Source organism: Methyloprofundus sp., from assembly GCF_965251085.1.
Taxonomy (GTDB): Bacteria; Pseudomonadota; Gammaproteobacteria; order Methylococcales; family Methylomonadaceae; genus Methyloprofundus.
The window spans coordinates 1,278,345-1,300,166 of record NZ_OZ252594.1 but is presented as its reverse complement, the minus strand read 5'-3'; the positions used below and the strand labels follow the sequence as shown (position 1 = coordinate 1,300,166).

The window sequence follows — 21,822 nt, the reverse complement described above, 5'->3', positions numbered from 1 at the left end:
AAAGTGTTCTTTATCCGGTCATTATGATGTGTTCAGTTATACTGCTATCAGCCTGTGGAATTATTAGCGGGCCTCAGGATCATCGCCAGATTGAATTCACCGAAAAACCATCACCCCACGGTGAAAACAAATTCCCCAACTGGCCTGAGCCACCACTAGTGATAGAAAAGACTGTGAGTAAGGCTATTACTGCCGGTCAGGGATCAGGTAAAGCAATAGACCATAAAGCACATCAAACAGCGGCAGGAGTCTCCGGTGCCGACAAAGTGCTGGTAACTTTTCCCGGACTGCATAAAGAGATTAAGTTCAAATGGAAAGCTGCGCTTTCAGAAAGTGATGGGCTAGAAAATTACGATAATTCAATAGCACGAAATTTAGCCGCTTACCAGATTCAAAAGCTATTTTTAGATCCTGAAGATTACGTTATTCCCACATCGATGGCTTTTTGCATTCCTTCGCAACACTATAGCCAGTTCCTGGGGCTTAAAGCAACACCACAGTTAGCTGGAAGTGACTGCGTTTTGGGTAATGCCTCAGTATGGATGCTGGATGTTCAGCTACCTGAGGTGGTATTTGAAGAACAACACTTTCTTACAGATCCCAATTATGCTTATTTCTTATCTAATTTAAATATTGTTGCCTATCTGGTAGAGCACCGCGATGGACGTAGCGGAAATATTCTTGCTTCTAAAGACCATTCCCGACCTCAGCTATTTTTCATTGATAATGACACCACTTTTGGTACAAACCCATACAACCCCTTTGCCCGTAACTGGAATATCATTCGTGTGCCAGCACTGCGTAAAGAAACAATTGACCGCTTACGCCAAGTTAAGCGCAAAGACCTGGACTTTCTTGGTGTTGTCGCCCAACTGGACAAAGGCAGTGATAATGTATTCCGTAATGTAGTACCCGGAAAAAACAGGGGTGCAAAGAAACCTGTGCGTATCAGCAAGAATTCAGTACAGTTTGGTCTGACCAAAGAGCAGTTATCTGATGTCTGGATGCGTCTTAAGCAACTGATTAAAAAAGTAGACAGCGGTGAAATCCCGGTCTTTTAAATTCTCTTTAAATATGTAGGGCGCGGCTTTAGCCCGCCTTACCTATAACCTAAACGCGGGCTAAAGCCACGCCCTACAAGATAACAATCTTCTTAACTTAGCTTGGTAACAGTTTTTTTTACAGGACAAAACAATGAAGCGCGAAAGCCCGCTTAAAGCAATTTTCGACATCAGGAAAGCTGAACTTCCGCTAGCACTCTTAATGTTTAGCTATTTCTTTCTGGTCATTACCAGTTTCTGGATTCTTAAGCCGATCAAGAAATCACTGTTTATCGAATTTTATGATAAGGGAGATGGAAAGAAATAATCATCCAAACGAAGTAAGCTTGTGTCTCAATAATTTATAATAATGAATTCTGAATTTATTCTCACACTAGGCAGATAAGCTTGTTGATATTAACAGATAGCATTATAGGTTGGATTATAAATACAGCCCATCGTTTAAAAGGCTCGGTACGTCGTATATTCATGGCTGAAACGGTGGAGCTACTAGGCTCAGGTGGTGCAAGTATTGCTGAAGAAAAACTAGGATGGAATAGAGGCACTATCCGAAAAGGACAATATGAACTTGAAACTCAGCCCATAGAAGATAATTTTTCAGCGAGAGGGCGTAATAAAAGTGAAGAGCATTTTCCTCATCTACTTGATGACATAAAAAAAATTGCTGAACCGGAGTGTCAAACGGATCCCTCTTTTAATTCCTGTCGATTATATACCCGGCTAACGGCTAAAGAAGTTAGAAAACGTTTACTGGAGATTGATTATTACGATGAAAAAACATTACCTTGCTCAAAAACTATCAATACAAAATTAAATGACCTGAGTTACCATCCAAAAAAGGTACAAAAAACAAAGCCTCATAAGAAAATCAAGGAAACGGATGCAATTTTTGAACAAGTTCATTCAGTCAATGGAATGGCAGATATCAACCCAAAAGAGATTCGTATATCAATTGATGCCAAAGCAAGAATGAATATAGGAAATTTTTCACGGGGAGGACGAAATCGGGTTTTAACAAAAGCAGAGGATCATGATTTAGATGTTAAGGAAAAGTTAACTCCTTTTGGTTTTTATCTGCCTGAACATGATGATTTTTTCCTTTTCTTTACAGCAGGCTATGCCAGCAGTGATTTCATCGTTGACCGATTGGAAGAAATTTGGCCAGAAATTCAAGAAAAATATGGAGTAGATATTCTGACACACACGCTGACAATGGTATGGAGAACAGTAGCTCCAGAACTCAGTTTATAAAAAGGCTTGTGGAGTTTGCTGAAAAAAGCAACATAAAGATAAAACTGGCCTACTACCCTCCTTATCATAGTAAATATAACCCAATTGAACGAGTATGGGGAGCCTATGAAAATCATATTAGTGGCGACATAATGGATACAGTTGAAACAACTTTAAAATTTGCCAAAAGTATGACCTACAATGGCAAAGCACCTATTGTTAAATTAACAGAAAAAATATATGAAACAGGAGTAAAGGTAGGTAAAAAAGCAATGAAGACGTATTATCAGTTTGTTGACCGAATGCCATCGTTGGAGAAATGGTTTTTGACCATTTCTCCTGGTTGTTCTGGATGATTATTTCTTTCCATCTCCCTAAGCATGGCTTTACATTTAATCTGGATTTTCATGCTCTGAATAATCTGGGGTTTGATATTGGTACATTGCAGTGGATACTTACTGCTCCCCAGGCGGAACAAATTGCTAAAGTATTGAATATGGTGGTCGCTATTTTTGCGGTAATTGTCTTCACCTGGCTGGCCCGACGTTTTCACAGACAGCAGCTTACCATCATTTTCACTGTTTTCTTTCTGCTCTGTTACAGCGCTTACAGTTTTGTTATCGACCAACCGGGAGATGGTATAGTCTGGAGCTTCTATTTATTTGGTGACCTCTTTTCTACACTGATGGTGGCAACTTTCTTTGCTTTTTTAAATGACAGCGTAACGCCTGATGAAGCGAAGCGCATATATGGTTTAGTTGGACTGGGTGGTGTTGTAGGCGGCGCCTTTGGAACTAGTATGGTCAGTGAATTTATTTCCGAGCTATCTGACCAGAACTGGCTGTGGGTCTGCTTTGCTCTGGGAGTATTGATCATATTCGTTGCCTTTTTTGCCGGACGCATTGTTGACAGAAACCCACCTGCCCAACCTGAGCAATTAGAACAAGAGCCACCTAAAAAGGGTAATGCCGCTCTGGAAGGAGCCCGAGTTGTGTTTCGATCGCGCTACCTGCTGTCTATCGTTGCCATTGTAGGCTTATATGAAATAGCCTCCTCTATTATGAATTTCCAGTTCACCAGCACCGTTGCACACTATCTGGAAGGCGACGCTATTGGAGAGCAGTTCGCTAAAGTATTTGCCATCACCAATATTGGCGCAATGCTGGTACAACTCTTTTTGACCAGTTTTGTCATGTCCCGCCTGGGAATCGGTATAGCGCTACTGATACTCCCGGTAGCTTTATTAGGCGGCTCAGCGGCCTTTATGGTGGTACCTATCTTATGGGTGGGTAGCTCACTCAATATGGTAGACAATTTCTTTAGCTACTCGATCAATCAGTCAGCCAAAGAAAGTCTTTACGTGCCTGTCAGCAAAGAAGAAAAATATACCGCGAAGGCCTTTATTGATATGTTTGTGCAACGTTTTGCCAAAGCCCTGGCAGTTGTTATCAGCCTGGGCATCACCATGTACTTCGGTGACTATTCGAGTATACGCTGGCTTTCTCTGGTGACTATCCCCGTCGTTGCGCTGTGGATATATGCAGTCGTTTATGCAGGTCGCCGTTTTAAAGAGATGACTGAGTAAAAATGTAGCACCTAAATCCTGCAAGCATTATACATAATAATCCACAAAACTCCTTATTAAACAATGATATAATATCATTTTCCTGATTTCACTATCTCATTGTTTTAATGAAGCCCTCTAAAGTATCAAAATCCTCATCTCACGTAAGAAACCGTACCCGAACGGTAAAAATGACATCTACAGCACATGGATTGACAAGCCAGGCGGGACTGATTCCCGTCGTGAAATATTTAGACAGGATAGGTTTTGAAAAAACCGTAAAACAAAGCGTTCCACATCGGCGGGGTGAAAATGCAGACCATCACTTATCTGATGTGGTTCTATTGACGTTGGTTGGCATGATGGGGGGAGCAACATCAATGGCAAAGGTGACGACCGTATGGGCAGATAGCGTACTGCGCAAAGTAGCTGGCTGGATAAAGATTCCTGTTGAAACCACAATTTTACGGATCTTTAAAGAAGTAAGTGATAGGCAGATAAGCCAGTTTGAAACGCTCACGCATACTTTGCGTGGTCAACACTGGCGGCGATTGCTTCGTTCCGGAAAATCGAAAACTGGCATACAATCCGTCCAGTGGGTCGATGTCGATTCAACTGTGGACACCGTTTGTGGTCGACAAGAAGGAAGTGCCAAAGGCTTCAACCCCAAAAAGAAAGGTGCCCGTTCATACCATCCACAACTCGCTTTTCTAGCGGAAACAAAAGAAATTTTACAAGCCTGGTTCCGGACAGGCAATGCCTTTACAAGCAATGGTGTTGTAGAATTTACCAAACAGTTACTTGCACACTTGCCCAATCGGATGCGCATTATTTTTCGCGGTGACAGTGGTTATTTTGTCGGTGATTTGCTTGAATTTCTCGATACCAGAGGGCATGGGTATCTAATAAAGGTTAAACTTAAGAATTTGAACGCATTGCTGGCCAAACAGGCCTGGACAGCCATACAAGGCCGACCCGGTTGGGAGCAGAGCGAGTTTCAATATCGTTGTGGTGGCTGGTCTCGCTCTCGTCAGTTTGTCGCGGTCAGGATAAAGCAACCTAAACAAGTGACAGGACCTCAGTCCGAGCTTTGGGATACGGCAGAATATGACTATTTTTGTTATGTAACAACTGAACCTCTATCGCCTTGGCAAACACATAAGAAGTATGGTGAACGAGCGACGTGCGAAACATGGATTGAAGAAGCAAAATCACAAATGGGTTTAGGTAAAATCAGAACGAATCAATTTCTGGCTAATGCCGCATTATTTCATTGCGCCGTTCTTGCCTACAATACCGTGCGCTGGATGGCTCAATTGAGTGGCAACAAAACGTTGTGCCAATGGGAGCCGGATACACTTCGTACTTATCTGATTCGGGTGGCTGGAAAATTACTCACAGGCAATAATCAGCTGAGAGTCAGAACACCTGCAGATCCGCTCTATCCACAGGAATGGGATGATTGGGTTAAGGTGGGGTTACTCGCTTAACATTAACCGAAGTTAAGTCACTTTGATTAAAAGGTCATGGCACGTTGGCAGGGTGTTTATTGCCTTGGGCTCGGGGGATATCCATACGATACAAAAAATTTCCTCTATTTATGATTTAAATCTGGATATTTTGATCGGTTGGACAAAGAGGGCTGGCAAAGCGGCAGTAAAAACCTAATAACCACTTAGCTAGACAGGTTAATGAGAGTCAAAATATGGGCTTGCAGGATTTAGGTAGCACTACAAAAAACAATCACCACGAAGGTCACGAAGAAAAGAAAGGCTCTACCCTTCAAGTTCTTCGTGACCTTGTATGATTAATATCACAGCTACATGATAGATAAGAGGCTTGAATTAAGTGGCACTGAACTTACAATACCCGTCCTTCATCATAGCTAAAATGCTGGGTTACGATATTGCGCTACGCTTGATAGGCTAACCCAGCCTACAAAAACATATTTTTCATTACTTTATGCGTATTATAACTATTGGATTTCTGTCTGCACTACTGACAGGCTGCTTCAACCCTAAGATGATGGTTGATAATCGAACCTCAATGGAACAAGAACTAACACGCGGAGCCATTTTTCGAGCAATAAATCAGCTACCGATCGTTGTAGAGGCTCTTGATGGCCACTGGAAAATCGAGCTGGCATCCGCTGATAAGACCGATGATAGCTGGACTCGCACCCTACTACGCCAGCACTTCGCTAAATTAGGTGTAAACATCTCTACCAAAGCCAGTGATGACCTTCCCGTGATTGAAGCTGTCGTGCAGTTCGCGGGCGCTGATATTGATTCCTTTATTATAGGCGTTCCCATTCCAGGCACCTTGGGTCAATCCTCCATCAGCTTCTATCATGATAATGGTCAGCGTGGTCGCGCCCGAATTTACCTCAACTTCTGGACAACTGAGGGCAAACTTATCGCGACATCTCCTGCCTCCTCCGGAGAAACGCATTACGTTGATATGACCTTTCTTATTTTTTTTGGCCCGTTTAGCTTCACCGACCTTGACGATGTACACACCTACGGACGCCTGATAGAACACATCGAGGATAAGTATGATCGTAGTGTACGCGTAATGACAGAGCCCGATGCAACAACAGCAGATACCTGGGTCACGCCAAAAGATTTTAAGAAACCTCATTCATGGTCAAAATATATTAAATATTGAATTATACAATGGCTGAATATAATGACAGACTACACGAAAATTGAAAATGAAGTGAACGTCCAGGCCGACGTGTTCTGGTATATGGCGTTTGAGGTTTGCGGGTTCGCCGAACTCAGATACGTGGAAAAACAGAGTTCGGTTTATGAATAGGCAGTTCTGGAAATGAATGTATTCGAGATCAACAAGACGGCACTACAACTAGGAGCGTGGACTTAAATGACCAACAGCCTCATCCAGAAAAAGAGCGTTCAAAAACAGTCGCTCCTGTTAGTGGGTATTCCTGTTGTGGTTGTGGGAATAGGACTTGCCCTAAGCCTTTCTCTGTTCGGCATTCTGTACAGTAACTTTCAACAAACTACAAACAGTAAATTTGAGTTAGCTGTTCAAAACCAGGTAAAAACGATCGAATATGGCATTAACCAATATGTTGATGCTTTATACTCAGTGCAGTCTGCCTTTAACGCTTCAGATTTCATTGAGAGGCAGGAGTTCAAGATTCTTGTTGAACCTTTTATGAAACGGTATCCAGGAATAAAAGCTTTTGAGTGGGTACCCAAGGTAGCCAATAGTCAGCGGCAGGTATTTGAAGAGAGGGTACAACAGACTATGCGGCCTGATTTTAGGTTCTTTGAACCTGATGCGGAACGAAAAATCATCACCGCTAAAGAGCGTGAGTGGTATTACCCTGTCTATTACATAGAACCACTGGAATCTAATTTGAAATGGTTCGGGTTAGACGCAGGCTCTATTCCTCCCGCCCATATTGCAAAAATGCGGGCTACGGATATCAATGCGCCGGTGGCATCAAAGCGCATGATATTCGTGCAGAGCAGTGATAAAAACTACGGCGTGGTTATTTCATTGCCTGTCTTCAACAAGAAACAGTCCATTGAAACGAAACAGGAGCGGCATTTGGCTCTAAAAGGGTTTATTGCCATTGTCCTGAAAATCGGCCCCGTGGTGGAACAGATCCTTGGCGAACATACTTTATATTCAGGAATAAATTTCGAAATATTGGATGTTAGTGCGCCAGCGGATGAACAGTTCTTATACGATCACCAAACCGGAAATAAGCTTAGCTCTATATATCGAACAAACAATTTTCTGACATTTGCGGATAGAGAATGGGAAATTAGAAGCATATCCGCCGATCCAGTAATGTATCCACGATGGAGTCCGGACAGCCTTCTTCTTCCCATAGTGGTGTTTGTCCTCTTCTGCTTTTTAGCCTTTTATCTACGTCGCAGCGGCATTCGACAGATAGAGATGAAACAGGCTGAAATCGAACTTAAAATAGCCAAGGAGACCGCCGAAGATGCCACCCGGGCCAAGTCGGACTTTCTGGCCAATATGAGCCATGAGATTCGCACGCCAATGAATGCCATCATCGGCTTGTCTCATCTGGCCCTGAGCACCGAGTTGTCACGTAAACAACGTGACTATCTGGGCAAAATATCCGCCTCTGCCAACAACCTGTTGGGCATCATTAACGATATCCTCGACTTTTCAAAGATTGAGGCTGGTAAGCTTGACATGGAGCAGATCGACTTCGACCTGGTCGAAGTGCTCGACAATTTCTCCAATGTGGTGGCGATCAAGGCCTCGGAAAAGGGCCTGGAACTGATTGTCGACCTAGCCGACGACGTACCCATGGGCCTCAACGGCGACCCGTTGCGGCTCAACCAGATCCTTATCAACCTCGCCAACAATGCGATCAAATTCACCGAACAAGGTGAAATTGCTGTGCGTATCGAGGTACTGCAACATGATGCTGACGACGTGCATTTACGCTTCGCCGTGCGAGATACTGGCATCGGCATGACCGACGCCCAGTGTGGCAAACTCTTTCAAGCCTTCAGTCAGGCAGATACCTCCATTAGCCGACAATTTGGTGGTACCGGACTGGGCCTCACTATCTCCAAGCGTCTGGTGGAAATGATGCACGGTGAGATCGGTGTCATCTCCCAATCTGGTGTTGGCTCCGAATTCCATTTCAACGCCCATTTCGGCATCAGTATCGAGCCTCGCCAGCACCGTCCACGAGCCTTGCCGAGTGACCTGCAGGATCTGCAAGTACTGGTGGTAGATGATAACTCCACCTCACGCACCATCCTCGCCCGTTACCTGGAGTCCTTTGGTTTTCACAGCACCGAGGTAGCCAGCGGCGAACAGGCCCTAACTGAGCTGGAAGCAGCCCACCCTCCTTACGATCTAGTTCTGATGGACTGGAAAATGCCCGGTATGGATGGCATCGAAACAACCCGACGTATTCACGCCGATGAAAAGCTCGCCACCCTCCCCCGGGTGCTGATGATCTCTGCTTACGGGCGTGAGGATCTCCGTGAGACTGCCGAAGACGTTGGCATACAAGCCTATCTGGTCAAACCCGTTAACCCGTCCACTCTGCTTGATGCCACCCTCGAAGCCTTCGGTCACGAAGTCAAGCGAGGTATAAAGAAAGAACACGGCATACGGGCCGCAGACCATCTACGTGGTGCACACCTACTACTGGTGGAGGATAACGAAATCAATCAGCAAGTGGCCTCTGAACTGCTGCAACAGGCGGGCATAATGATCACTATCGCCAATCATGGCCGCGAAGCCGTAGACATACTCAGCGCACAGCAGGAAAGATTCGATGGCGTGCTGATGGATATTCAGATGCCGATCATGGATGGCTACAGCGCCACTCGCGAAATTCGCAAAGACGCTCGTTTCAAAAAAATACCGATCATTGCAATGACCGCCAATGCGATGGCTCAAGACCGCCAACAAGCACTGGAGGCCGGCATGAACGACTACATCGCCAAGCCAATCGACATCAAACAGTTGTTCGAGGTGCTGGAAAAATGGATAGAGGTACCGCAAGATCGCCGTATAGAAACAGTTGTGTCCGCGCATGAATCCGATGCCGATTCCCTCTCTGTTGAATCCACTGCGTCAGTGAAAATTCAGATACTCGAAGGTATCGACACCCTGAGCGGTCTCAAGCGCATGGGCGGCAATAACATGCTCTATCTCAAGATCCTCAGGAAATTTCGTGACAGTCAGGCCGATGCGGTAGAGCGCATTCTGGTAGCTTCCAAGACTGGAGATAAGGACACCGCACAGCGCGAAGCACATACTCTAAAGGGCTTGGCAGGGAATATCGGTGCTGAGACTTTATACCAAGTCGCGGCGCGGGTCGAACGCTTATTGCAGAATGGGGAGTCAGGTGATTCAATTGAAACCCCAGTCTCCGAACTGCAAACTCAGCTGAGTACGGTCATGCTTGCCCTGAATCAACTCGGCGACCGTAATGCGACCTCGGTTTCAAATGAATCTCAGGACATTACTCGTGTACCGGCATTGCTCACTCAGTTACGCGAACTTCTCGAAGACGACGATGCCGATGCAGACCAACTGCTGGAGTTGCTAACGCCACTGCTGGCAGGGACACCTCAAGTCAAACTGCTACACAAACTTGCTGAACAGGTAGATGCCTACGATTTCGAATCAGCGCTGGATATCATGGTGCACCTGGAATTTGAATTTTCAAAACATAATGAGAACTAAGGCGCGAGAAAAAGTAACAACATATCACTGTTGAATATACTTTACGTGCTCACGAATGTGGACAAATAGCAAGCAGATTTTTGTTGACAGTAAAACCAGCGGTGGCCGCGGTCTCTATTGTTTGCAATGCCGATGTTGTCGCAAGCACAAACAATAGAAGTGCCGCCAGTGAGAAGCGTCATAGCAGAAGCGTAATTGTAGTACATTGTTTAGTTACATTATTCCTGTTTGCATTTCACCACATCCACTTTCCATGACATGGCAATGTTTACCGATGAAAGCGCGATTACCTGTCAAAAGAGCTTATCAAATCCTCGCAATCCATCCGGAGCCGTATGCTATTTGACCTTTTCAAAATCCCCCATACTCCAGCTCTTATCGAAATAAGCCTTGGTCGGTGCGTAGAAGCGCAGGTAAACCCACCAGCCTTGACCGGGAATAGTCTGTACCCAGTTTTTCTCTTTGCCTTCCGGAGCTTTCGGTCCGTAATAAAGATCGATAGAACCATCTGCATTCACAATGAGATCCTGGCGAGACGACTGGGCGGCCCGTTTCTGATCGTTATCAATCAGTGTGCGCGAGTCCCAGCTATAAACCGCAATCGACCAGAACTGCTCCGCCGGTGCTTTTGCCGGAATATGTAGGGTGTATGATTTCGCACCATCCAGCCAATCGCCATCCTTGTCAGCGTAGGAGGCGAGATAGATTGAACCGACACCCGGCGTGGTAGTAACCATCGCATTCGAACTGGACACAGCCTCATAGAACCACTCCGCTCGTTCATCAAGTTCATCGTAGTTTGTCGCGCGCTGCGATGGATCAAGTCCGAGAGCAAGCTTCCAGTTAGCATCTGGCCAATACGGTTCTGTGTTCCGCTTCGCCAAATCGTTGGCTTTAGCCATCGCTTCACCTACGAATGCTGCCTGTTCGAGAATTTTCATTTGGCGCGGTGTTGGATTAAACGGTTTGCCCTTTTCAATCCCGACACGCTTGAGCATTGCCATGAAAAATCGATCACGTTCCGCGACGACTTCCCGGTTCAGGATCTCATGCAACCGCTCCCAGTAGGCCATACCGCGTGGTGGTCCAAAGTAGTATTTGGCGGTCGGTGACGGAAACCCGCTCTTTGGCGGATTTGCCCGATCCTTGTAGGAATATGTTTGTACTTTTGCCAGCAGTGCGCTTGCTTTTTTTGGATCCTTATCGAGCATGCGGAGGCCAACAAAAATATTGTTGGTCGGCGATTCGAAGACCAAGTAGCCTTTCGGCTTCTCACCCTTATAGCCAGGAGATGTGATCAGGTATTTGGCACCCTTGCCCTTATCAGGTCCAGCCAGACCGATATCGGTGACAGGACGCTGCCAGAAATCGTCAACCATACCACCAATTGCACCTGCGGGGAGGTCGATGACATATGGCCCCGTCTCCTGGAGGTTCACTGTCCCGAGGATATAGGGCGTGGTGGCGTTACCGGTGAGGATACCAAGCTTTTTTTTCAAACCGACATACTGAACCAGTCCTCCTTGTCGAACCTTGAAGACATCTCGATTGTAATGTTGGAAGTTCGCCATCGAAGCCATCGGGATACCCCACAAAAACGCCTGTGTAGCCCCGTGGAAATCCATGCTATCCAGAATCGTTTGCATCGAATCCTTGCTCGGATATTGGTTATTAAATTCCAGTGTGCCAATACGCGTATCGACCGTACCCTCGAAAGGCTGATTGGCCTGCGGCAAATAGAATGGGTCGAATTTCGATTCTGCGACCACAGCCCCGTTCACAGCAAGCGACAACGTCACAGCCACTCCAATTTTTCTTAGTGTATTCATCTTGTTGCTCCTATAAAATAGATTTTATTCATTCATTTCTTTGATTTTTCTTCGTAGTGAAATCCGCCGCATTATTTCACTTCTACGAAGTCGGTCAGCTTCCAACTGCCATCAAAAGTTTTTTCTGTCGGGCTATAAAACCGCATAATGGCAAAAAAACCGCGCCCCGGAACAGTGGCCATCCAATTGGCCTCTTTTCCTGCGGGTGCCTTGGCACCAAAGTAGAGATCGATGGTTCCATCGGCATTGACTTCAGGCTTGTCGCGCGAACCGAGAGATGGAAACGGCTGTCCATTATCGAGGCCTGATGAGTTCGAGGCCTCGTAGAGGGTCATCGACCAGAAATTCGCGACTGGAACTTTGGGGTCAAGCGTGATCTTGTAGTTCTTGCCACCGGAGAGCGGCCCACCCTTAGAGTCGTAGTGGGAGATCCAATAGTTGGCGCCCATTCCGGGAACCTGTGACACCATGCCCGGGCTCCATGAATAATAACTGGTGAAGAAATTGGTTCGGGAATCGAGGGCGAGAGCGCCATCGGACGGCCGATGCCAAGTTACGTTAAAGGGATTGCCAGTGGCCATGGGGTTGACCCAGTGGAGATCTGGAAAGATGCGGCCGTCAAGCCCATTGATCACCATTTTTCTGCCGAGGACGCGGCTCATCTGGTAAGCCGTTCCTGCAGCCGAATCGAGGATTTTTCGAGTTTTGACATCTGGTTTGAAGGGCTTGCCCTTAGCGATACCAATGGCCGAGAGCATTCCCCGCCAGTCGGATTCGACAAGGCTCGTAGGTTCCGAGTCAAGCAACTGTTTGAGATGGTCGAAGGCTGTCGAATCCGAAGCAGGAAGCATATTGGCGGGCACAACTGAAGCATTGGGGAAGATCATCCTCTTGGCTTTATCTTCTTTCCCTAACGGATAAATACGAGTGCTCGTCATCGTCTTGACGGCAGAGCTTAGGTCCTTCGGATCCTGATAGAAGCTGCGAAGAAAGATAAAGACGTTGTTGGTCTCTGCGCGGTAGGTAAAGTAGCCTTCCGGCACGACACCGTTGTAGTCCGGAGGTAGCAGCAGGAACTTCCCACCCTTGCCCTTGTCCGGTCCGAAGAAGCCGATATCGCCCATGTAGATGTGACCTCGGATCTCCGGACCCGGAATCGGGCGCTGCCAGAAGTCAAGGAGGATCGCTTGCAGCTTCGGCGCAGCTTCAATAACCAAGGGACCATCCTTGCCGAGATCGACGTAGCTCAGGGCGTAGAGGACGTCAGAGTTCGGGGTGAGGATCTGAGTTTTGGCATTGAGACGCTCCTTCCAGACTGGCAGAACGTTGTAGCCAGCACCAAACTTCTTCTCCGAACCAGTCTTCATGCCCATCGTGTTGATAAGCGGCATAGCCCAGAGATATATCTGTGAAGCTCGTTGGAAGAGCATTTCATCCATCAGCGCAACGGTTGATTCTTCCGTTTGCCGGCCCTCGAAGGTCTTACTGTTAGCGAGTTCTTCGAACCGCGGGTCTTGCTTGTGCGCCACCGCCGTCCCGCACAGAGATAGCGATATGATCGCACATAAAAGACTATTGCTGTCCCGTGGAATTGAAAGCTTCATCATCTTGGGCTTCATTTGACCTCCGAACGGGGCTGATCAGTGTATGTAGTAGTACGTGGATCCGATCCTATCAGATCTGATTTTTTGTCGACCATTTTAAATAGGTCGTCGTGGTTGTCTACAGCTTGATTAATAATCATTAAGTTTTTCTCCTTGTAAAAAAAAGTTACGCCAGACCAATCACCAGTTAGTTTTTTGGTACAACCTAAATCCTGCAAGCCCATATTTTGACTCTCATTAACCTGTCTAGCTAAGTGGTTATTAGGTTTTTACTGCCGCTTTGCCAGCCCTCTTTGTCCAACCGATCAAAATATCCAGATTTAAATCATAAATAGAGGAAATTTTTTGTATCGTATGGATATCCCCCGAGCCCAAGGCAATAAACACCCTGCCAACGTGCCATGACCTTTTAATCAAAGTGACTTAACTTCGGTTAATGTTAAGCGAGTAACCCCACCTTAACCCAATCATCCCATTCCTGTGGATAGAGCGGATCTGCAGGTGTTCTGACTCTCAGCTGATTATTGCCTGTGAGTAATTTTCCAGCCACCCGAATCAGATAAGTACGAAGTGTATCCGGCTCCCATTGGCACAACGTTTTGTTGCCACTCAATTGAGCCATCCAGCGCACGGTATTGTAGGCAAGAACGGCGCAATGAAATAATGCGGCATTAGCCAGAAATTGATTCGTTCTGATTTTACCTAAACCCATTTGTGATTTTGCTTCTTCAATCCATGTTTCGCACGTCGCTCGTTCACCATACTTCTTATGTGTTTGCCAAGGCGATAGAGGTTCAGTTGTTACATAACAAAAATAGTCATATTCTGCCGTATCCCAAAGCTCGGACTGAGGTCCTGTCACTTGTTTAGGTTGCTTTATCCTGACCGCGACAAACTGACGAGAGCGAGACCAGCCACCACAACGATATTGAAACTCGCTCTGCTCCCAACCGGGTCGGCCTTGTATGGCTGTCCAGGCCTGTTTGGCCAGCAATGCGTTCAAATTCTTAAGTTTAACCTTTATTAGATACCCATGCCCTCTGGTATCGAGAAATTCAAGCAAATCACCGACAAAATAACCACTGTCACCGCGAAAAATAATGCGCATCCGATTGGGCAAGTGTGCAAGTAACTGTTTGGTAAATTCTACAACACCATTGCTTGTAAAGGCATTGCCTGTCCGGAACCAGGCTTGTAAAATTTCTTTTGTTTCCGCTAGAAAAGCGAGTTGTGGATGGTATGAACGGGCACCTTTCTTTTTGGGGTTGAAGCCTTTGGCACTTCCTTCTTGTCGACCACAAACGGTGTCCACAGTTGAATCGACATCGACCCACTGGACGGATTGTATGCCAGTTTTCGATTTTCCGGAACGAAGCAATCGCCGCCAGTGTTGACCACGCAAAGTATGCGTGAGCGTTTCAAACGGGCTTATCTGCCTATCACTTACTTCTTTAAAGATCCGTAAAATTGTGGTTTCAACAGGAATCTTTATCCAGCCAGCTACTTTGCGCAGTACGCTATCTGCCCATACGGTCGTCACCTTTGCCATTGATGTTGCTCCCCCCATCATGCCAACCAACGTCAATAGAACCACATCAGATAAGTGATGGTCTGCATTTTCACCCCGCCGATGTGGAACGCTTTGTTTTACGGTTTTTTCAAAACCTATCCTGTCTAAATATTTCACGACGGGAATCAGTCCCGCCTGGCTTGTCAATCCATGTGCTGTAGATGTCATTTTTACCGTTCGGGTACGGTTTCTTACGTGAGATGAGGATTTTGATACTTTAGAGGGCTTCATTAAAACAATGAGATAGTGAAATCAGGAAAATGATATTATATCATTGTTTAATAAGGAGTTTTGTGGATTATTATGTATAATGCTTGCAGGATTTAGGTATCAATTTAACCACATTAAGAACCAGCATCCAGACCAGCAGATAGCCCCATATCATGCCAATGATAGTCCAGGGAATCGCTGTGACAAACCAGCCAAATCCGCACATCAATACGGCAAAAATCTGCGTACCTAGAATCGCCATAACTAGCGGCATGGCTGGCCAGGGTGGATTGAAGAGCGAGCCTCGGGCACGCATCACAAATAGTAGCAAATGACCACCGGCAACAATTTGCAGAAATACCCCCGTCTGTACCTGCTCCTGGGTAAGCTTGATCCAGGACTGCCATTCGGGGTTACTCAACCACTCCATGCCGATCATCAACAAACCGAAACTTTGTACCACCGCAGCCATTCCCATGATACTGGAAACAACCAGCAAACGTCGCATATGCCAGCGTACCGGCTCGTTAGGCAATTCGGTGTTGTCATAAGCGATGGTCATAATCGGGATATCGTCCAGCAAAGCAAGCATTATGATCATTACCGGGGTCAATGGAGAGAAACCAAAGAACACAGTCGCCAGCACTACCACGAACATGATATCCAGAGTCATCGCGACCCGGAAAAGAATATAGTTGATAATGCGCTCGAAAATTCGCCGTGATTCTTCAATGGCATCGATGATGGTAGACAGCCCGGGAGCCGTGAGGATCAATGCAGCCGCAGCGCGTGCAGCATCGGTAGCACCACTGACCGCGATACCACAGTCAGCCTGTTTGAGCGCCGGCGCATCATTGACGCCATCACCAGTCATGGCAACGATATGATCCCGATGCTGCAATGCTTTGACAATGCCATATTTATGCTCGGGAAACACTCGACCAAAGCCGTCAGCTTTGTCCACGCATTCCTCAATGCGGGCCGGCATATGATCCATGTCCATGTCCTTGGTAAACATGTCTGCCGCCGCAATAAGGTGGGAACCCATGCCTAATTGTCCGGAGATCTGATTGCCGATGGCGACGTCATCGCCGGTAACCATCTTGACCCGTAGCCCATGATCCTTGGCCTGCTGGATGGTCGTCCTGGAATCGTCTCTGGGTGGATCCATCATCGACAGAATACCGAGGAAGCTCCAGCTTTTACCTTCATCGCTCGATTCTGCCACCGCCAGGGCACGTACGCCCTTAGCAGCGAGATCTTCCACTGCTTTTTCAGCCTTAGTTTTGGTATCCCCATCAAGGTTACACAGATCGATGATAACCTGAGGCGCTCCTTTAGTGAAGCACAGCGCCTTGCCCTGAGCATCGGTGACATCACCTTCAGTGCGCTTGCCGACAGGATCAAAAGGCACAAATTTGGTAACCTTGTAATCATCAAGAACCTTGGGATCTTTAAGGAATTCGCTCACCGCTTTATCGATGGCATCTTCACTACCCTTTTCGGAGGCCAGCGCACCAGCCAGGACTATCTCGTCGGCAGTCTTCGCCTCAAACAGGATTGGATCGCCGAGGGTGAGGATATTTTTAGTTAGAGTGCCAGTCTTGTCCGAGCACAGGATATCAACTCCAGCCAATTCTTCAATCGCTTCAAGCCGGGAGACGATCGCTTTCTTTTTTGCCAGCGCCTGGGCCCCCATGGAGTTAGTGACCGTAATCACCGTTGGCATGGCCACCGGAATGGAGGCAATCAATAGTACCAGAACCATGCGTGCGATATCAGCCAGGTCATCCCATTGCCAGCCGTGCTTTAACACAATGTCGCTATGCAGTTCGAAACCCACCAGTATGATGCACAGCAGCACTGAGATGATGATCAGAAAGTCACCAATTTTAGTGGTTGCTTGCTGGGAGTGCGAAGCACTACCTGCACTGGCTACCAGACTGGCGGTACGGCCAAAGAAGGTGTTATTACCCGTACCGATGACCACCGCATTCATCTCACCCTTCTTGGCGATACTGCCAGAATAGCCCTCGTCGCCAATTTTTTTACTGACCGGCAGAGACTCACCGGTTAATGCAGCCTGGTCGATGCTGATATATTCGCCATCGATAAAACGGACATCAGCGGGGACTATCTCGCCTAGCTTGATGCGTAACACATCGCCGGGAACCACCTCGGCAGCATCGATACCGACGAACTCGCCATCACGCAATGCCGTGGCCTTGGGTGCCAGACCTGCCTTCAAGGCGGCCAGCGCATCGGATGCCTTGAGTTCTTGCCAGAAACCTGAGATCGCGTTGTAAAGGAGTAGCACCATGATGATGCTAAAGTCAGCCCAATGCTGCATCAGTAACGATAATAGCGCAGCAGCCTCGATCATCCAGGCAATCGGCCCCCAAAAAAAGGCCAGAAACTTCATTAAATTGCTGACTTCCTGATCAACTAATTCGTTGCGACCGTACTTATCAAGCCTTTCCTTTGCTTCGGCAGAGGTAAGCCCTTTAGCGGAGGTTGCCAGGGATTGATAGACCGTATCGAGATCGGCCTTTTCCAGGTCAGCTGCATCGCCACTGCTGGTAGATTGAGCTTCGTTATTCATAAGATTACTCCATTTCACGGTGAATGTGAGTGTTGCTTCTCTGAAATTCTAATGCTATTTTATTAGACATTGAAATGCTTTCCCTGTACAGAAAAAACGGGAGATGGATAGCCCTCTTTTCTTCTTCGGAAAATAACAACGCATACCGGTTGTGTTGAGGAATAAGGGGCATAAAAAACAGAAACCCATGTATGGGTCTCTGTGTAGTTCTTTTAAGTCGCTTTTTTGACCGCTTTTTTTGCTGCTTTTTTGCAGCTTTTTTTGCAGGAACAGCTTTTTTTCAATACAGCTTTAGTTACTTTCTTCTTAATCGATTTAGCTTTTTTCTTCGATGATACTGCTTTTTTAATTGCCTTATTGGTAATTTTCTTCACTGCTTTCTTATTTAATGCTTTAGCCATAAGATGACTCCTTGAAGTATATGAATTTAAGAACTTACTGTAATAGTAAGTATTGACGAGTATAGATGAGTGTTGCCGATATCGCTATGCAGTTTTCGAAAAAACTGACATATATAGTCCGTCCAAAACAAAGGAGCTGATCCATTCAATTATTTGATCAGAAATACTTAACCAAGCCTTCGATTATAAATCTATAACCCATTGTAATATATTATTAAATTAATATTATGGGATTACAAGTGCGCATTCTGGCATGATTATTAATTCTTACTTATCAATTAGTTGTATAAGGGGGGGATTTTTTGTCACCATTATTCGAAAGCTGGGTTAAGCTCCAGTGTAAATCTGGCACACATCATTACTGCGTGATCCTTCGAGTAGATTATCCATAAAATCACTGGATACCGGAGGTCTAGCGGCATTGAGAGTAGTCGAAGGAGATTCGCTGAACAGCCTCTTATATTCAACGGCAAAGCGACCTAGTTCACTATAGTCCCAGCTCTGTGCGATTTTCGTAACAGAAGAAGTAGATGGATCTTTATTGATTAAATCTCGACGGACAAAGCTGAGGCGCTGCCAGTGCAAATATTGCAGAGGTGTGATACCCAATATTTCCTGAAAAGCCATTTCCAGAGTGCGCTGACTCACGCCAACTACTGCTGCAAATTTTGGCACCGTTATGGGTTTCTCCAGGCTTTCAGCATATTCTATTGCTCGCGAGAAAGCCTGACGGCGTTTGGCTGGGGATTTACAATAAACCATAGTATTTTCAGGGCAGAGAAGCCGTGCGACAGCCTCTAGCAGTTGCGCCTCGATGGCTTTGCATACCCGTTCTTTATCTAGTAATGAGCAATTAGGCGGATACTTATTAATGAGGCGGCTGGATCAAACCGATAAGCATATAACCCCGGTTACCCTCTATATGGTAGCGATGTGCCAACAGGATTTCCGTTGCTGCCTCATCCAGGTGTTGAAGCAAAAGATCCCTAGGCACCAGTACAACACAATGATCACCCCCGCCAGGTATGGTGAAATCGACCTCGGTAGAACTCGGTGCGTATGCAAGGCGCTCCCTGCTAAGTTCCCCACCACACCAGTCGACCTTTCTTCCCGGCTTCGAAATGCCACCAAACATGAAGTAGCCTGCCGGTGTTGCCCCTTGCACCAGGGTTAGGTGCGACCAACGTTCCCGGTACAAAATGATGCCGTTCACCTGTATAAAGTCTGCCCTTGCATGAAATTTTCCCGGCGACATCTGACGATGGATCACATCGAATAGTGTGTTGGCCTGAATATATTCTTCAATATGATATGCTTCAACTCGATCAGCAATGCCAATTATAGACATAGTGTTAATAAGCCCTGTAAAAGAAATTAAATTTATTACACCTATTTTTAAATTCAGGTAACTTTACACCAGCCTATCAACTAATAGATACATCTGGATAGACCTTTACGTAAAGATTTTCTTGATTACCCACAACTCTCAGCTAGACTCCGTCATTCCAGCTACCATTTTAAAACGGGACAAAGCAATGTAGGCTGGGTTAGCTTATCTAGCGAAGCGCAGATAACGTAACCCAGCATTTTACGTATACGGGGCTTTGCTGGGTTACGTTTTTTTACTTCGTTAAAAAAATCTAACCCAGCCTACGGTGTCCCGTCTTAAGTGCGTAGCCGTCATTCCTGGATGCTTTTAGCAGGGATCTCGTAGGTTAAGCATAGATTCCCGATAAAAGACTTCGGGAATGACGAGTTTTTCAATATACTGTTTTTAATGTTTTATTCTCTTATGGCTGAGAGTTGTACGTAATCAGGAAGATTTTTACCCCCGCCCAGAGGGCGCGGTTATCTAAATTATAATATAAATCCAGCATAGACCGGAAGGTAAAAAGAACAATCACCTTGTCACAAAGAAAATAATTGCGTACCTACAAGTCCTTTATGCTCTTCATGGTGATATAAATGTCATCCCCCCGCCCTACTCCAGTAATGCATCTCGAAGTCTTTTAATGGTTGCATTATCCAGCCCCAGGCCCTCATGTATATAGTTATCAATACTGCCATAATGTTGTTTAACCTCTTTCCCTGCATCTTGCAGGTATTCAGGCTTTGCCACCATCAGGTTACGCACCTCACTGGCTGGCGTTCTGAATAAAGACCCGATATGCGCAAGTGTGGATAAGCGGCTAGTCTCTGAATCCCAAAACATATTGGTCAGCAGGTAAGGGAGATGGAAAGAAATAATCATCCAAACGAAGTAAGCTTGTGTCTCAATAATTTATAATAATGAATTCTGAATTTATTCTCACACTAGGCAGATAAGCTTGTTGATATTAACAGATAGCATTATAGGTTGGATTATAAATACAGCCCATCGTTTAAAAGGCTCGGTACGTCGTATATTCATGGCTGAAACGGTGGAGCTACTAGGCTCAGGTGGTGCAAGTATTGCTGAAGAAAAACTAGGATGGAATAGAGGCACTATCCGAAAAGGACAATATGAACTTGAAACTCAGCCCATAGAAGATAATTTTTCAGCGAGAGGGCGTAATAAAAGTGAAGAGCATTTTCCTCATCTACTTGATGACATAAAAAAAATTGCTGAACCGGAGTGTCAAACGGATCCCTCTTTTAATTCCTGTCGATTATATACCCGGCTAACGGCTAAAGAAGTTAGAAAACGTTTACTGGAGATTGATTATTACGATGAAAAAACATTACCTTGCTCAAAAACTATCAATACAAAATTAAATGACCTGAGTTACCATCCAAAAAAGGTACAAAAAACAAAGCCTCATAAGAAAATCAAGGAAACGGATGCAATTTTTGAACAAGTTCATTCAGTCAATGGAATGGCAGATATCAACCCAAAAGAGATTCGTATATCAATTGATGCCAAAGCAAGAATGAATATAGGAAATTTTTCACGGGGAGGACGAAATCGGGTTTTAACAAAAGCAGAGGATCATGATTTAGATGTTAAGGAAAAGTTAACTCCTTTTGGTTTTTATCTGCCTGAACATGATGATTTTTTCCTTTTCTTTACAGCAGGCTATGCCAGCAGTGATTTCATCGTTGACCGATTGGAAGAAATTTGGCCAGAAATTCAAGAAAAATATGGAGTAGATATTCTGACAATTAACGCTGACAATGGTATGGAGAACAGTAGCTCCAGAACTCAGTTTATAAAAAGGCTTGTGGAGTTTGCTGAAAAAAGCAACATAAAGATAAAACTGGCCTACTACCCTCCTTATCATAGTAAATATAACCCAATTGAACGAGTATGGGGAGCCTATGAAAATCATATTAGTGGCGACATAATGGATACAGTTGAAACAACTTTAAAATTTGCCAAAAGTATGACCTACAATGGCAAAGCACCTATTGTTAAATTAACAGAAAAAATATATGAAACAGGAGTAAAGGTAGGTAAAAAAGCAATGAAGACGTATTATCAGTTTGTTGACCGAATGCCATCGTTGGAGAAATGGTTTTTGACCATTTCTCCTGGTTGTTCTGGATGATT

At 45.5% G+C, this 21,822-nt stretch carries 16 protein-coding genes; 8 read left to right on the top strand and 8 right to left on the bottom strand.

Going from position 1 to position 21,822, the window contains the following annotated elements; all coding sequences use genetic code 11:
• Window positions 1-23 precede the first annotated feature (23 nt).
• From ACQY3F_RS05920 to ACQY3F_RS05890, 7 genes are all read left to right on the top strand, one after another.
• Window positions 24-1,061, top strand: coding sequence for a hypothetical protein (locus ACQY3F_RS05920; protein WP_428353989.1), 1,038 nt, complete (start codon window positions 24-26; stop codon window positions 1,059-1,061).
• Window positions 1,062-1,194: 133 nt separating this feature from the next.
• Complete coding sequence (locus tag ACQY3F_RS05915; protein WP_428353988.1) at window positions 1,195-1,368, top strand: hypothetical protein; 174 nt, start codon at window positions 1,195-1,197, stop codon at window positions 1,366-1,368.
• A gap of 83 nt (window positions 1,369-1,451) precedes the next feature.
• Window positions 1,452-2,647 (top strand): ISAzo13 family transposase gene (locus ACQY3F_RS05910; protein WP_428352995.1). Its coding sequence is split into 2 segments (ribosomal slippage): window positions 1,452-2,259 and window positions 2,259-2,647, totalling 1,197 coding nucleotides; the frame shifts between segments, so codons are not numbered across the junction.
• Window positions 2,644-3,876: an NTP/NDP exchange transporter gene (locus tag ACQY3F_RS05905; protein WP_428353987.1), complete on the top strand. Its 1,233-nt coding sequence runs from the start codon at window positions 2,644-2,646 to the stop codon at window positions 3,874-3,876. The genes ACQY3F_RS05910 and ACQY3F_RS05905 overlap by 4 nt, the downstream gene beginning before the upstream one ends.
• 107 nt (window positions 3,877-3,983) lie before the next feature.
• On the top strand, window positions 3,984-5,345 hold the full coding sequence (locus ACQY3F_RS05900) for an IS1380 family transposase (protein ID WP_428352972.1): 1,362 nt from the start codon (window positions 3,984-3,986) through the stop codon (window positions 5,343-5,345).
• A 532-nt stretch (window positions 5,346-5,877) separates the two neighbouring features.
• On the top strand, window positions 5,878-6,522 hold the full coding sequence (locus ACQY3F_RS05895; protein ID WP_428353986.1) for a hypothetical protein: 645 nt from the start codon (window positions 5,878-5,880) through the stop codon (window positions 6,520-6,522).
• Window positions 6,523-6,738: 216 nt separating this feature from the next.
• Complete coding sequence (locus tag ACQY3F_RS05890) at window positions 6,739-10,077, top strand: response regulator (RefSeq protein ID WP_428353985.1); 3,339 nt, start codon at window positions 6,739-6,741, stop codon at window positions 10,075-10,077.
• Between the two features lie 338 nt (window positions 10,078-10,415).
• Here the strand turns inward: ACQY3F_RS05890 and ACQY3F_RS05885 are convergent, their stop codons facing one another.
• The 8 genes from ACQY3F_RS05885 to ACQY3F_RS05850 all read right to left on the bottom strand — a co-directional run bounded on the left by ACQY3F_RS05885 (window position 10,416) and on the right by ACQY3F_RS05850 (window position 20,544).
• The gene (locus ACQY3F_RS05885; protein WP_428353984.1) at window positions 10,416-11,906 is read right to left on the bottom strand and encodes a DUF1254 domain-containing protein; all 1,491 of its coding nucleotides are present in this window, start codon (window positions 11,904-11,906) and stop codon (window positions 10,416-10,418) included.
• A gap of 71 nt (window positions 11,907-11,977) precedes the next feature.
• Complete coding sequence (locus ACQY3F_RS05880; protein ID WP_428353983.1) at window positions 11,978-13,525, bottom strand: DUF1254 domain-containing protein; 1,548 nt, start codon at window positions 13,523-13,525, stop codon at window positions 11,978-11,980.
• A 424-nt stretch (window positions 13,526-13,949) separates the two neighbouring features.
• A complete protein-coding gene (locus tag ACQY3F_RS05875) occupies window positions 13,950-15,311 on the bottom strand; it encodes an IS1380 family transposase (RefSeq protein ID WP_428353459.1) in 1,362 nt (453 codons plus the stop codon).
• A 70-nt stretch (window positions 15,312-15,381) separates the two neighbouring features.
• Window positions 15,382-17,892 (bottom strand): plasma-membrane proton-efflux P-type ATPase, encoded by a 2,511-nt coding sequence (locus tag ACQY3F_RS05870; protein ID WP_428353982.1) that lies wholly within the window; start codon window positions 17,890-17,892, stop codon window positions 15,382-15,384.
• A gap of 212 nt (window positions 17,893-18,104) precedes the next feature.
• Entirely contained in the window at window positions 18,105-18,293 is a 189-nt protein-coding gene (locus tag ACQY3F_RS05865) for a hypothetical protein (protein ID WP_428353981.1), read from the bottom strand.
• A gap of 327 nt (window positions 18,294-18,620) precedes the next feature.
• Window positions 18,621-19,055 carry a helix-turn-helix domain-containing protein gene (locus ACQY3F_RS05860; protein WP_428353980.1) on the bottom strand — a complete coding sequence of 145 codons (435 nt, stop codon included), beginning with the start codon at window positions 19,053-19,055 and terminating at the stop codon, window positions 18,621-18,623.
• 106 nt (window positions 19,056-19,161) lie between these two features.
• Entirely contained in the window at window positions 19,162-19,641 is a 480-nt protein-coding gene (locus tag ACQY3F_RS05855) for a hypothetical protein (protein WP_428353979.1), read from the bottom strand.
• A 633-nt stretch (window positions 19,642-20,274) separates the two neighbouring features.
• Window positions 20,275-20,544, bottom strand: a complete 270-nt coding sequence (locus tag ACQY3F_RS05850) for a tyrosine-protein phosphatase (protein WP_428353978.1) — start codon at window positions 20,542-20,544, stop codon at window positions 20,275-20,277.
• A gap of 79 nt (window positions 20,545-20,623) precedes the next feature.
• Here ACQY3F_RS05850 and ACQY3F_RS05845 point away from each other — a divergent pair, with 79 nt between their 5' ends.
• The gene (locus tag ACQY3F_RS05845) at window positions 20,624-21,820 is read left to right on the top strand and encodes an ISAzo13 family transposase (RefSeq protein ID WP_428352931.1); all 1,197 of its coding nucleotides are present in this window, start codon (window positions 20,624-20,626) and stop codon (window positions 21,818-21,820) included.
• The last annotated feature ends 2 nt before the right edge of the window (window positions 21,821-21,822 follow it).

Bases quoted from the DNA above. Each gene is read 5' to 3' on its own strand.
- ACQY3F_RS05875 (WP_428353459.1), bottom strand. From the start codon at position 15,311: ATGAAGCCCTCTAAAGTATCAAAATCCTCATCTCACGTAAGAAACCGT.
- ACQY3F_RS05905 (WP_428353987.1), top strand. From the start codon at position 2,644: ATGATTATTTCTTTCCATCTCCCTAAGCATGGCTTTACATTTAATCTG.
- ACQY3F_RS05865 (WP_428353981.1), bottom strand. From the start codon at position 18,293: ATGGCTAAAGCATTAAATAAGAAAGCAGTGAAGAAAATTACCAATAAG.
- ACQY3F_RS05855 (WP_428353979.1), bottom strand. From the start codon at position 19,641: ATGTCTATAATTGGCATTGCTGATCGAGTTGAAGCATATCATATTGAA.
- ACQY3F_RS05880 (WP_428353983.1), bottom strand. From the start codon at position 13,525: ATGAAGCCCAAGATGATGAAGCTTTCAATTCCACGGGACAGCAATAGT.
- ACQY3F_RS05870 (WP_428353982.1), bottom strand. From the start codon at position 17,892: ATGAATAACGAAGCTCAATCTACCAGCAGTGGCGATGCAGCTGACCTG.
- ACQY3F_RS05850 (WP_428353978.1), bottom strand. From the start codon at position 20,544: ATGATTATTTCTTTCCATCTCCCTTACCTGCTGACCAATATGTTTTGG.
- ACQY3F_RS05900 (WP_428352972.1), top strand. From the start codon at position 3,984: ATGAAGCCCTCTAAAGTATCAAAATCCTCATCTCACGTAAGAAACCGT.
- ACQY3F_RS05915 (WP_428353988.1), top strand. From the start codon at position 1,195: ATGAAGCGCGAAAGCCCGCTTAAAGCAATTTTCGACATCAGGAAAGCT.
- ACQY3F_RS05885 (WP_428353984.1), bottom strand. From the start codon at position 11,906: ATGAATACACTAAGAAAAATTGGAGTGGCTGTGACGTTGTCGCTTGCT.
- ACQY3F_RS05890 (WP_428353985.1), top strand. From the start codon at position 6,739: ATGACCAACAGCCTCATCCAGAAAAAGAGCGTTCAAAAACAGTCGCTC.
- ACQY3F_RS05895 (WP_428353986.1), top strand. From the start codon at position 5,878: ATGATGGTTGATAATCGAACCTCAATGGAACAAGAACTAACACGCGGA.
- ACQY3F_RS05920 (WP_428353989.1), top strand. From the start codon at position 24: ATGATGTGTTCAGTTATACTGCTATCAGCCTGTGGAATTATTAGCGGG.
- ACQY3F_RS05860 (WP_428353980.1), bottom strand. From the start codon at position 19,055: ATGGTTTATTGTAAATCCCCAGCCAAACGCCGTCAGGCTTTCTCGCGA.